At 66.8% G+C, this 12,258-nt stretch carries 9 protein-coding genes, 1 tRNA gene and 1 pseudogene; 3 read left to right on the forward strand and 8 right to left on the reverse strand.

Going from position 1 to position 12,258, the window contains the following annotated elements:
* The first annotated feature begins 41 nt into the window (after positions 1 to 41).
* Positions 42 to 1,789 (forward strand): annotated as a pseudogene (locus OK17_RS01200) (DUF3556 domain-containing protein).
* Here OK17_RS01200 and OK17_RS01205 read toward each other — a convergent pair.
* On the reverse strand, positions 1,786 to 3,051 hold the full coding sequence (locus OK17_RS01205; RefSeq protein ID WP_461416432.1) for an NAD(P)/FAD-dependent oxidoreductase: 1,266 nt from the start codon (positions 3,049 to 3,051) through the stop codon (positions 1,786 to 1,788). The pseudogene OK17_RS01200 and the gene OK17_RS01205 sit on opposite strands and share 4 nt — an antisense overlap.
* A gap of 458 nt (positions 3,052 to 3,509) precedes the next feature.
* Between OK17_RS01205 and OK17_RS01210 the strand changes: the two genes are divergently transcribed.
* Positions 3,510 to 3,980 (forward strand): hypothetical protein, encoded by a 471-nt coding sequence (locus tag OK17_RS01210; protein ID WP_461416433.1) that lies wholly within the window; start codon positions 3,510 to 3,512, stop codon positions 3,978 to 3,980.
* Between the two features lie 10 nt (positions 3,981 to 3,990).
* Here OK17_RS01210 and OK17_RS01215 read toward each other — a convergent pair whose 3' ends face one another.
* From OK17_RS01215 to OK17_RS01235, 5 genes are all read right to left on the reverse strand, one after another.
* Entirely contained in the window at positions 3,991 to 5,274 is a 1,284-nt protein-coding gene (locus OK17_RS01215; protein ID WP_461416458.1) for a PucR family transcriptional regulator, read from the reverse strand.
* Positions 5,275 to 5,297: 23 nt separating this feature from the next.
* Positions 5,298 to 6,725 (reverse strand): phytoene desaturase family protein, encoded by a 1,428-nt coding sequence (locus tag OK17_RS01220; protein ID WP_461416434.1) that lies wholly within the window; start codon positions 6,723 to 6,725, stop codon positions 5,298 to 5,300.
* Complete coding sequence (locus tag OK17_RS01225; protein WP_461416435.1) at positions 6,722 to 8,584, reverse strand: DUF3556 domain-containing protein; 1,863 nt, start codon at positions 8,582 to 8,584, stop codon at positions 6,722 to 6,724. The genes OK17_RS01220 and OK17_RS01225 overlap by 4 nt, the downstream gene beginning before the upstream one ends.
* A 120-nt stretch (positions 8,585 to 8,704) precedes the next feature.
* Complete coding sequence (locus OK17_RS01230) at positions 8,705 to 10,171, reverse strand: class I adenylate-forming enzyme family protein (RefSeq protein ID WP_461416436.1); 1,467 nt, start codon at positions 10,169 to 10,171, stop codon at positions 8,705 to 8,707.
* A 164-nt stretch (positions 10,172 to 10,335) separates the two neighbouring features.
* On the reverse strand, positions 10,336 to 11,226 hold the full coding sequence (locus OK17_RS01235) for an alpha/beta fold hydrolase (protein WP_461416437.1): 891 nt from the start codon (positions 11,224 to 11,226) through the stop codon (positions 10,336 to 10,338).
* Positions 11,227 to 11,319: 93 nt separating this feature from the next.
* Here OK17_RS01235 and OK17_RS01240 point away from each other — a divergent pair, with 93 nt between their 5' ends.
* Complete coding sequence (locus tag OK17_RS01240) at positions 11,320 to 11,760, forward strand: MarR family winged helix-turn-helix transcriptional regulator (protein WP_232717384.1); 441 nt, start codon at positions 11,320 to 11,322, stop codon at positions 11,758 to 11,760.
* A 31-nt stretch (positions 11,761 to 11,791) separates the two neighbouring features.
* Here the strand turns inward: OK17_RS01240 and OK17_RS01245 are convergent.
* Positions 11,792 to 11,882 (reverse strand) — tRNA-Ser (locus OK17_RS01245).
* A 78-nt stretch (positions 11,883 to 11,960) separates the two neighbouring features.
* Positions 11,961 to 12,170 (reverse strand): CsbD family protein, encoded by a 210-nt coding sequence (locus OK17_RS01250; RefSeq protein ID WP_006867147.1) that lies wholly within the window; start codon positions 12,168 to 12,170, stop codon positions 11,961 to 11,963.
* Between the last annotated feature and the right edge of the window lie 88 nt (positions 12,171 to 12,258).

The following is a 12,258-nucleotide window of genomic DNA, read 5'->3' on the forward strand; positions in this document are numbered from 1 at the left end:
CCGACCCCAAGCAATCGCTTGGTTTGTTACGTTCAGCGACGATGGGATTCCTGAAGCAGACCACGCCGGACATCGATTTCCCGACCTGGAGCCAGGGCACGCGCGCGGAGAAGATCCGACCGATGGCGCGACACTGGGCGAGGTCGGATTCGGGACGCCGGTCGCCTTGCACCTGTTCTACGTCGGAAAGATCCTCGCCTACATCCTGATCGGCTGGGCGATCGTCATCTCGACGCCCGGCATCGACGGCTTCTTCGCGGTCACCGACTGGTACGACGAGCCGATCGTCTTCCAGAAGATCGTTCTGTACACGATGCTGTTCGAGGTCGTGGGATTCGGCTGCGGGTTCGGTCCGCTGAACAACCGCTTCTTCCCACCCTTCGGTTCGATCCTCTACTGGTTGCGCCCCAAGACCATCCGCCAGCCGCCGTGGCCGCGCATCCCGTTGACCGCGGGCGACACCCGAACCCCGGTCGACGTCGCGCTCTACGGCGCGCTGATCGTCGTCGTGCTGATCGCGCTCTTCAGCCCCGGGGCCGGCGCGGTCCCCGCTCTCGACACGACTGTCGGCGTGCTGCCGCTGTGGCAGATCTGGACGATCCTCGCGCTCCTCGCCGCGATCGGACTCCGCGACAAGACGATCTTCCTCGCGGCGCGCGGCGAGGTGTACGGGGCGCTCACGGTGACGTTCCTGTTCAGCGGCGTCGACATGATCGTCGGCGCCAAACTACTGTTCCTGTGCATCTGGCTGGGCGCGGCGACGTCGAAGCTGAACAAGCACTTCCCCTTCGTCATCGCGACGATGATGTCGAACAACCCGATCTGGCGCTCGCCGAAGATCAAACGCAAGTTCTTCGAGAACTTCCCCGACGACCTGCGTCCCGGACGACGCTCACGCTGGATCGCCCACTTCTCCACCGCCGTCGAGGGACTCGTCCCCATCGTGCTGTTCTTCTCGCACGGCGGATGGGTCGGCGGGATCGCCGCCGCGATCATGCTCGTCTTCCACTTCGGCATCTTGTCGTCGATCCCGATGGGCGTCCCGCTGGAGTGGAACGTCTTCATGATGTTCGGCATCCTGGCGATCTTCGTCGGACACCCCGGCATCGGCCTCACCGATCTCGAATCCCCGTGGCCCATCCTGCTGTTCGCGGTGTCGGCGACGACCGTCGTCGTCGGGAACCTGATGCCGCGCAAGGTGTCGTTTCTGCCGGGCATGCGGTACTACGCGGGCAACTGGGACACCGGGTTGTGGTGCATCAAACCGTCGGCGTCGGCGAAGATCGAGGCGGGCATCGTCGCCATCGCATCGATGCCCGCCGCACAGCTCGAACGTTTCTACGGCAGCCCCGAAGCCGCGCAGATCCCGCTCTACATGGGGTATGCGTTCCGCTCCTTCAACAGTCACGGCCGGGCGTTGTTCACGCTCGCTCATCGTGCTATGGCCGGCACCCCCGAGGAGCAGTACGTGCTCACCGACGGCGAGCGGATCTGCAGTACCGCCATGGGTTGGAACTTCGGCGATGGTCACCTCTCGAACGAACAGCTGATCGAATCACTGCAGCGGCGTTGCCATTTCGAGCCCGGTGAGGTTCGGATCGTCCTGCTCGACGCCCAGCCGATCCATCGCCAGACCCAGGAATACCGCCTGATCGATCCGGCGACCGGCGTCTTCGAACGCGGGTATGTCCGGGTCGCCGACCTCGTCACCCGCCAACCCTGGGACGACGAGGTCCCGACGACGGTGACGTGGCGCGCCGACGGAAGCCACACCGGGGTGCACAGCTAGATCGAGGCCAGGTAACTGTGGACGAAGGTCACCGCCATAGCCCCTTCACCCACGGCGGATGCCACACGCTTCACCGAGTTCCGGCGGACGTCGCCGGCCGCGAAGAACCCGGGGACCGACGTCTCCATGTAGTACGGCGCGCGCTCGAGCGGCCAGTGCGCCTCGTGGTGGGTGCGCACGAGATCGGGCCCGGTGATGAGGAATCCGTGATCGTCGCGCACCAGCGGGGTGCCGGCGGCCCATTCGGTGGCGGGGTCGCCGCCGATGCAGACGAACAACCGTTCCGTGTCGGCATCCTCGACGACGCCGGTAGCGGTGTCCTCGAGACGGATCGACGTCAGCCCCTGTGCTCCGTCAAGGCCGATCACCCGGGTGTTCGTCCTGATCTCGACATTGGGTTGCCGCACGACCCGCTCCTCGAGATAGGCCGACAGGGTCGCCGACAGGGACGGCCCGCGGACCAGCATGGTGACGTGCTTGGCGTACGCCGACAGGTTCATCACCGCCTGGCCGGCGGAGTTGCCGCCGCCGACGACGAACACCTCGAGGTCAGAGCACGTCGACGCCTCGCTGGTCCCCGCCCCGTAGAACAGGCCGCAGCCCATATAGCGCTCTTCGTCGGGGATTCCGAGGCGTCGCCACTCGACTCCGGTGGTGCACACCGCAGTCCGTGAGACGACGGTCGTGCCGTCGTTCAGGGTCGTGTACACCCGATCGTCGGCGAAGCGGGTCTGCATCCCGTCGCGCATGAGGAGGAGATCGGCGCCAAACGAGACCGCCTGCTGGCGGGCACGTTCGGTCAGTTCGCCACCGGGGATGCCCTTCGGGAAGCCGAGGTAGTTCTCGATGAGGCTGCTGTAACCGGCCTGCCCGCCGACGACCTCGCGCTCCAGGACGGCCACGCTCAGCCCTTCCGACGCCGCGTAGACCGCGGCGGACAGACCCGCCGGGCCGGCCCCGTAGATCGCGACGTCGTACTCCTGCAGCTTCGGTTCGCGGACCCACCCGAGCCGGTCCGCCAGTTCGGTGACCGTCGGCGAGTGCAACCGCGAACCGTTGCACAGATCGACGATCGGGAGGTCCGTCTCGTCGAGCGGAAGACCGAAGTGCTGCGTGCAGTCGACGTCGGTGTCGATCGGGATCCATTGGAAGTGGACGACGCTCCGGCTGAGGAAGTCGCGTAGCTCGAACGCTCGCCGGCTCTGGCTGCGGCCGTAGACGCTGACGAGGTCGGTGGCGTGCGAGTTCATGGTGGTGGACATTGAGGGGCTCCGTGGTTCGTGATGTGCGGTGGTCGAGGTTCTCTCGGGAGTCAGCCCCTCTCTCGCAGTGCCACTGCGGAGTCGTGAATCGGTTACTTCCAAGACTCGTCCGATGCGGGGCCGATGTCGTCGATGCTGACCGCCAACCCGACCGGAGGCTGACCGGTGGACGGGGCTACCGGCTAGCCGGTATCGCGGCTCCCCCGAACGATCGACAACGGCGTGTCCGAGGTGCGGAGGTTCGCCGGTTGCGCCATGATCGGAGACACGACGAGATCGTGGTCGGGGACCCGATCGTCGTTCGCGCCGGATCGGCGCCTGGTCCAGCGTGTGTGCGCCCGCCCGCCAGAATCCTCAATCACGTTGTTGGTCAATGTTTTTCCGCCGCGTCGAGGTGCAGAACCATTCCTCATCGGTCACACTGTGAGAACGCAGTCCGTCGCCGAGAGGGGTCAGAAGTGACCAGAACCTTCGATGCATCCACCTGGGGAGCCCAGCTCGACGCCGCCGGGGACGACATCCTCGCGGGCGAGCTCTCGTTGCGAGAAGAATCCCTTCGACGCAAGGTCGCCTTCTATCTCGACGCCGACGGACTGCCCGTGAGCCAGTCCTCGTGCGAGCCGTCGGAGTGGTACCCGACGCTGGTGACCCGCATGACCTCGGTGGTCGTCTCCCACGGACGCGCGGTCGTCGCCATCGACGCGGCGCTTCCCCTCCACTCGTCGATCCTCGACGTCGCGTTCCCCGGGGCCGGCTCGACAGGGCCGATGCTCGACATCACCGTCGTCGACCTGTCCCGGCACCGCCGAACACTCCACGCCCAGATCCCGTCTCACCTGGTTGTGACCGGCACCATCGCGGTGGCACTGTCTCCCGTCGCGGCGAGACAGCAGAGCACCGCACAGGTGAACCGGACCGCGATCGGCTGACCGGACGGCCTCAGCGGTCGAGAACCGTGGGGCCGAGGAACTCGCAGACCTTGAGGGCCAGGGCGAGGTCGAGGCGGTCGCGGTCGCGCGGCACCTCGGCCAGCGCCTTCCCGACCCGGTACTTCACCGTGTTGCGGTGCAGGTTCAGCCGTTCGGCGGTGTGGAGGTGACTCTCCTTCGTGGCGAAGTACACCGACAGCGTCTCGCGCAGCATCGCCGCGTTCGGGGTGTCCTCCGCGAGCCCGCCCAGCACCTCGTGGACCCAGGCCCGCGTCGAATCCAGTTCGCGGGCAAGCAGAGACACGACGGCGACGCCCCGGTCGCCGAAGCCGACGACCTGGCCCGCCGAACTCCCCGGCGTCGTCGCGACCGAATAGGCGGCACGGGCCTGTTCGTGCGTGCGTCGGAAGCCGCGGGCACCCGATGCGGGGAGTCCCCACGCCACCCTGACTCCCGTCGGTATCGAGGCCTGCGCGAGGTTGTCCTCCCCGCCGCGAACCCCCAGCGGAATCCAGGCCCACACGGTCGACCGGTCGATGGCGGTGACGATCGGGTCCCCTCCCCCGCCTATCTGTACGGCCAGGTCGCGCGCCACGTGGGTGAGCACGCCCAGCCCGCGCGGGTCGTCGTCGGCCGACCACACGATGAGCGCCAGATGCCGCCGCTCCAGGCGGTATCCGGTCTCGCTCTCGAAGTCGCGGTCGTCGGCGTCGAGGCTGTCGAGGAACGTGTGGATGGCGGCCGACTGCACGTTGCCCTCGACGCCCAGCCACCGGCGGCGCTCGTCCTCGTAGGCCTCGAACACGTAGAGCGTTATCCAGTCGATGTAACCGAAGACGACGTCGGAGATGTGTCGGGTCAGTGCCATCGACGCTCCGGCGTCGAGGTCGAGTTCTTCCACCAACCGGTAGCAGCGGTGCATCACATTGTTCTGACCCAGGTGATACGCGCGGACGAGCGAATTCGACGGCACGTCACGCTGCGCCAGCCGAAGCGCGTATTCCACTGCTGCAGTGGCGGGTTGGAGATGCTCGATGGGAATGTCGTTGGCGAGTACGTGAATGATCGTCGACACGTTACCGTGGACGCTGGCCTCGAGGAGCTCGACGAGTTTCGGGTCGGTGTCGAGCTGATCGATGCCCGTCATCATCGAGCTCAGTTCGGCGACGATCTCGGGTTCGCTCTCCCGCAACATCTTCGCCACCAGCGCCGCATGTTCGAGGAGCTCGGAACCGGCGGCGGCGGGCACCCCGGCCAGCCGGTCGCGGGCGGCGTCACCGGCGGCCGTCGACATCGACCGGAAGGAACCCGAACCGGTCACCGCACCGAACCCTTTCGGCGGTGCCGTAGCGCCGACTCGGCGGCGTGGTAGCCGCACAACCCGTGCACACCGGCGCCCGGCGGGCTCGCCTGCGAGCAGATGTACACGCCCGGAACGCCTGTCGAGTACGGATCGACCGCGAGGCGGGGTCGCAGGACCATCTGCAGGCCGTCGTTCGCGCCGCCGATGATGTCGCCGGCCGCGAAGTTGGCGTTGCCCTGGTGCAGCGACTCGGTGCCCATACTCGTCGTGGCGACGATGCGGTCGCGGAAGCCCGGCGCGAACCTCTCGATCTGCGCCACGATCTGATCGGTGGCGTCGCCGTCGAAGCCCCGTGGGACGTGCGCGTAGGCGTAGATCGGGTTGATGCCGCCCGCGCTCCTGCTCGGATCGGCGACATACTGCTGACCGAGCAGGACGAAGGGCCGGGACGGCATGACCCCCGCGGCGCGCTGCTTCTCCGTGTACGCGACCTCGTCGAAATCGCCGCCGAGGTGGACGGTTCCGGCCCGCACGCAATCCGGATTGGTCCACGGGATGTCGCCGTCGATGGCGAAATCGACCTTGAAAGCCGACGACCCGACTCGGTACCGCCGGTAAGAACGGCGAACTCGCGCAGGCATGGCGTCACCGTAGATCGAGAGCACTTGTGCGGGCGACAGATCCAGCAGGACGAGGTCGGCCGGCGGGATGTCCGCACGGGAGCTGACCCGGACTCCGGTCTCGATCTTGCCGCCGGCGTCGAGCAGCGCCGCCGACACCGCCGCGATGATGGCGCCGGAACCGCCCTCGGCAACCGGCCACCCGTATCGATGCCCGCTTGCGGCGATCATCAGACCGAGTGAAGCCGTCAACGGCCGGTCGAGACGGGAGAACAGATGCGCGGCGATGCCGCCGTAGAGCGCACGCGCCCGGTCGGTTCGGAACCACCGCGCGAGCACGGTCGCCGGCAGCACCGCGCGAGGACCGAAGCTCGCCAGACGGATCGGGTGCCCGGGGACGTTGACGATCGGCCGGAGCAGGTCCTCGCCGAGGTCGTCGAAGTGTTCGGCCAGATCGCCGAACAGCGACTGCCAGCGGCTGCCGTCGGAACCGAGGCCGGCGGCGGTCTCGGTGATCGACTGGTACAGCAGCGCGGCGTCACCGGAATCGAGCGGGTGGGCGCAGTCGATCTCCGGCCACTTCCACACCAGCCCGTACTTCTCGAGCCCGACCTCGGCCCAGAACGGCGACCCCACTCCGAGCGGATGGAACGCCGAACAGTGGTCGTGGATGACGCCCGGGACGGTCAGTTCGCCGGACCGTGCGCCACCCCCGACCGTGTCGGCGGCTTCCAGTACCGTCACCTGCACCCCGTTGCGGGCCAGGTGCAGGGCGGCGGCGAGCCCGTTGGGCCCGCCGCCGACCACGACAGCAGTGGTCACTGCTGCACCTGGTCTGTCGCCGGTACGGGCGACGTGCCGCGGTCGTTGCGGCGCATCTGCGGTTCACGCACCACCTCAGGATCGGTGACCGCGCGACGGGCGTCAACGTCGAGCGTCCACTCGACCTCGAACGGGATCGGCCCGTTCGGCAGCCAGGGCTGTTCGTTGATCGCGTCGACGACCCGGTAGGTGCCGGTCTCGATGACACCCAGCGCGGCGTCGATCACCTTGTAGCTCTGCGTGCCCTTGTGGATCGGTTGCGACTCGATCCACGCGACGGTGAACTCACCCGGCGCGAAGTTGCAGCGTCGCTGCAGGGCGGCGATCAGCTTCTCGTCGTGGAGGTGTCCGTCGCCGAAGTTGAAGGCCACCAGCGAGTTACAGGAGAACTCTGCCTCCCGCAGGGTGTAGGTGTCGATGTCGGAACCGAGGTGACGCATCATCAGCGAGTACAGCGCGCGTCCCTGGCTGTGCAGCGACCGCCAGGCGAGCAACTGGTGCATCACCACATCGGCGACCTCGGGCGGGTACGACTCGAGCAGCTGCGTGCGGGTGTTCTTGGCCGGCCGCACGACGTGCTTGTCGAGTTTCTCCTCGGCGCCCGGCGCGAACGCCCAGGTCGCCGACGCCCAGTTGCCGGCGTACTGACGCATCGACGGCAGGAAGGAGACGAGGTCGGGCCGCAGGTTGCCCAGGACCGGGAAGAAGCAGAGCGCCGCGACGATCAGCACCAGGCCCCACGGGGTCGACGTGTCGGTGAGGGCGTAACCGTCCCAAGCCGGGAACCCGAGGAACAGGAACACCGACGCGTAGGCGAACAGCATGTTCCATTCGAGGGGGACGGCCAGCGGGAACGTCGACAGGATGAAGAGGTGGAAGCACACCATCAGCACGACCGCGGCCACGGTGAGGGTCTTGTTGGTGGAGAACAGCAGCACCAGGGGCGTGACGATCTCGACGATGGTGCCCAGCACATGTCCGACACCGCCGGCCAGCTTCGACGGCCGCATGTCCTCAGGGAAGTTGCGGTAATGCGAACGCTTGACGGTCTTGCTCGGCAGCCACGGGGTGTTCGACAGCATCGGCGGGATCACCATCGAGAAGTGGTGGCCCATCTTGGAGATGCCGGCACCGACCCAGACGGTCACGATCAGCAGCTTGAGCGCGAGGATCATGTCCACGAACGGCAGGATTCCGAAGAAGATCATGGCGGGCAGATACTGCTCGGATCGTCCGGCCAGGAAGATGACCTTGTCCCGTAGTCCCATCACGACGATCAGGGCGATCAGCGGGTACATCAGGGTCGGGTTGACCAGGCCCTGGTTGTCGGCCATCGCGGCGTCGAGCGAGTTCGAGGTGACACCCGGAAGTGCGATCGCCACAACGAGATTCGTCAGGATGAGCGCATAGATCGCGACGTCGAAGGGGGAGCGGGAATCACCCTTGGTGAAGGGCACCTTGTCGGGCCACGGTGGGAGCCGAATCGTCTTGGGGCGCAACCAGTAGAGGAGGCCGCCGGTCATCGGCTTGAAGTGGCCGGCCAGCGGACCCCAGGAGCCGCCGATGCCGAGGATCTCCACCAGCACCGTCCACAGGATCGCCTTCTGGTAGACGATGGGCTGGTTCCACCACTCGGTGACGTGCAGTGGGTTGAGCCCGGACGTGAGGGTCGCGATGGTGATCCCCACGCCGACGTAGAAGACGAAGACCTTCGCCAGATAGATGATGTGCACCATCTTCGGTGTGCCGAATCCGTAATCGGCCCAATGGGCGCCGAGTGTGCGGATGCGGTCGAAGAACGGTCTCTGGAGGAATGTCTCCGGGTCCACTTGCGGGAAATCGGGTTGGGTGAGTCCCATTGCTGTGCACTCCTTCTTGCGGTGGCCGGCACCGGTTTCGGGCGTCGCGGGGGTCCGCGGCGCGTGGGGTATCGCCTCGGCAGCCCGACGGCTGCGAGTTGGTGGAGCGTTCGGGGTCGTTCAGATGGTTGCCGGGCTGCGCAACTCGTTGCGCAGGGTCGGCTTGTCGATCTTGCCGACGGGATTGCGCGGCAGTGCCTCGACGACGTGGATCACGCTGGGCTGCTTGACCTTCGCGAGCCGGTCGGCGATGTGGGCGGTGAGTTCCTCGGCGGACGGGCTGCGGTCCGGGTAGGCGACCACGAAGGCGACCGGCAGCTCGCCGTAGAGCTCGTCGGGGGCGCCGACGACGGCGCATTCGAGGACGTCGGGGTGGGTGGCGAGCGCGTTCTCGATCTCCTTCGGGTAGATGTTCTCGCCACCGCGGATGATCATGTCCTTGATCCGGTCGACGAGGGTCAGGTAGCCGTCGGAGTCGAGGCGGCCGACGTCACCGGTGTGCAACCGGCCGTCGACGACCGTCGACGCAGTGGCGTCGGGACGATTCAGATAGCCGCGCATGACATTCGGGCCGCTGATGACAACCTCGCCGATCTCACCGACCGGCACCTCGGATCCCGTGGCGTCGACGATGACGATGTGCTGGCCCGGAAGCGCAGGCCCGACCGTGCCGAGTTTGCGCACTCCGTCGACCGGGTTGCAGGCAGACGCACACGTGCCCTCGGTGAGCCCGTAACCCTCGACGATCGGGATGCCGAAGGCCTGTTCGACACGGTCGAGCAGTTCCTTGGAGATCGGGGCAGCGCCGCAGACCGCGAATCGCAGCGACGCGGTGGCATCCGGGGTGAGGCCGGGCTGCGAGACGAGGAGTGCGTAGATGGTCGGAACCGCAGAGAAGTACGTCGGTCTCAGTCGCGCGACGTCGTCGAAGAATCGGCTGGGCGAGAACTTGCCGGTGATGCTCAATTGCCCGCCGACGAGCATCGGCGCCAGGAAGCTCACGCAGATGGCGTTGACGTGGAACAGCGGCAACACGAGAAGGGCATGGTCCCGATCGGTGAGCGAGAAGTGCTGCGCCATCGACGATCCCATGTGGTGCAGGTTCCCGTGGCAGAGGCGCACCCCCTTGGGGCGGCCGGTCGAGCCGGACGTGTAGATGAGCAGGGCGTCGTCGTCGAAGCTCGGCGCGGCCGGGGCCCGCCAGCGCGGGTTCGGCGAGGTGGCGAGATCGTCGACGGGGAGGAAGTCGCGATGGGCATCGGTGCCGCCGGCGGTCACTCCGACGACGAGGCGTGCACCCGAGTCCGCGAGCTGGTACTCGGCCTCGTCGGGTGTGAAGGCGGGATTGACGGGCGTGGCGACCGCCCCGAGTCGCCAGGCCGCCATCAACGTGATCAGTAGTTCGACGCGGTTCGGCAGGAAGGTCGCCACCACGTCACCCCGTCCGACACCTCGAGCGGCGAACTGCTCGGCCGCGGCGTCGACACGTTCGGCGAAGGCCGCGTAGTCGAGTGCGGTCACGTCGTCGCGTACGCACGGTGCGTCGCCACGATTTGTCAGGTCCCACGCGAAATAGGAACTGGTCACGGTAGGTCCTCCCCAGGCAGTCGACGTTTGTCCTCCGGCATGTGATCCAGAACACTAAGCAACCGCACAGTGATCTGGAACGGCCCCGGAGGCCAGACTTGGGAGGGGCGTTTGTGCTCGGAGCACAAATGCATCCCGCGTGACCGCGACCGACCGTCGAGGTGTCAGCCGTCGACGTCGGTCAGGAAATCGTCGATCGCCTGCGCCAAGCGGTCCGGCGCCTCGAGCGCGACATGATGCCCGACGCCGTCGAACTCGATCGTCGAGACGGGCCCTGCGGAGATCTGAGCCAGTGTCCGAGCGGTGAACGGGCCACCGTAGGTTCCCACCGCGAGCATCGGCATGGTCAACGACACCACCGCCTTGGCCCGGAACTCATCACCCTCGGAGAGCATGGATCGATACAGGCCTGCCGCTCCTCGCCAGCCACCTTCTCGCGCGAACACCCGCACGAACTCGTCGAGATCGGCTTCGTCGACCGCCCCCTCGACACGCGTCATCGTCGGAAACGCCCAGTCGCCGAGGACTTTCCGTTCCCGCCCGGCGAACAGCAGATCGGCGATCCCCGGTGCGGCCAACGCACCGATGTGCCACGATCCCCCGTGGACGACATCGGCGAACCCTTCGAGACCGAACCCGGCGAGCCCCATCTCCACCCCGATCAGGCTCCGCACGAGTTCGGGATGCGCGGAGGCGAGCCGATAGACCGAGCCGCCCGAGATGTCCTGCGCCAGAACATGCATGGGACCAACAGCGAGGTACCGGATGAGCTGATGTAGATCATCCGCCGCCATGGCACCACCGAAGCCTTCGCCCGCGACCGCAGAGTCACCGAAACCGCGCAGATCGACGGCGAACACCTGGTGGTTCTTCGCCAACAATGGGATCAATCGGTGGAATGTCCACCACGACTCCGGGAATCCGTGGACGAGCAGGATGGGCGAACCACCGCTCCCCGCCGAGACATAGTGCAGCGACGTCCCGTTCACGTACGCGACGTGGTGTTCCACCTCGGGGATCGTCGCCCTGGTTGTACTACGCGCTTCCACACTCATGACCATTCCCTCGTTCTGTCAACCTGGTTGTCAATACGGTAGATTTCTGTCAACCTGGTTGTCAACAGCCGAGGCGGTCGGTAACCTCCGGTCGTGGATGTTTCCCGCGGGGCCCAGTTCGCCCGCTTGCTGCTCGAGACCTTCGATGCGATGACGCGCGAGGTCGTCGAAGAACTGGCCGACGCCGGGCACCCGGGCCTCACCGTGACCAACGAACTCGCCATGGAGGCCATCGACGACGGAGCGGGCAACGCGGCATCTCTCGCCCGGCGCCTGGGCGTCTCGCGTCAGGCCGCCGCGAAGACGATCACCGCGCTGGAAGGGTTGGGTTACGTCGAACGCGCCGCGGACGCCGACGACGCCCGGCGCAAGAGTTTGCGCATCACCGCCCGCGGACGCGAGGCCATCAGAGTCGGAAGCGCGGCCTTCGACCGCATTCGCGTGCGGTGGGAGGCGGCACTCGGCGCGGACCGGGTCGCCGAGACCGAGGATGCCCTCAGATTTCTCCGCGACGGGGTCCCCGAAGAGAAATGACCCCCCATCCGTGAGGACGGGGGGTCATCTCTGGCGGTGGCGGAGGGATTTGAACCCTCGGTACGGGGTTACCGCACACAGCATTTCGAGTGCTGCACCTTCGGCCGCTCGGACACGCCACCGCGAAAGACTGTACCGCAGCAGGGCTGTGAGTCTTAAATCAGCTGGTCAGAGCCATAAAACCGGGTGCAGCGGGCACCTCAGTGGCCGGTGAGCTTGTCCTTGACGTCGTCGACCTTGCCCTTGACGGCGTCGGCGGCCTCGCTGATCTTCTGCTTGCCCTGGGCCTGGGCCTTGTCGCCCTTGCCCTCGTTCTTCAGATCCTGATCGTCGGTGAGGCTGCCGGCAGCTTCCTTGCCACGGCCCTTCAGCTCTTCGGCTTTGTTCTTGGCGTCGTCAGTGGTTCCCATGAAGCCTCCTCGGTGAGGTTCGGCGCGGCCCGGTGCCGGCCGAGGTGGAAGAACTCGGCGACCGTCGCGCCAGTGGCTCGACGCAGGG

The sequence above is a fragment of the Gordonia sp. GN26 genome (assembly GCF_054823965.1).

Coding starts and splice junctions, on each gene's coding strand:
- OK17_RS01205 (WP_461416432.1), bottom strand. CDS start 3,051: ATGTCCACCACCATGAACTCGCACGCCACCGACCTCGTCAGCGTCTAC.
- OK17_RS01215 (WP_461416458.1), bottom strand. CDS start 5,274: ATGTCGACGGCCGCCGGTGACGCCGCCCGCGACCGGCTGGCCGGGGTG.
- OK17_RS01225 (WP_461416435.1), bottom strand. CDS start 8,584: ATGGGACTCACCCAACCCGATTTCCCGCAAGTGGACCCGGAGACATTC.
- OK17_RS01235 (WP_461416437.1), bottom strand. CDS start 11,226: ATGAGTGTGGAAGCGCGTAGTACAACCAGGGCGACGATCCCCGAGGTG.
- OK17_RS01250 (WP_006867147.1), bottom strand. CDS start 12,170: ATGGGAACCACTGACGACGCCAAGAACAAAGCCGAAGAGCTGAAGGGC.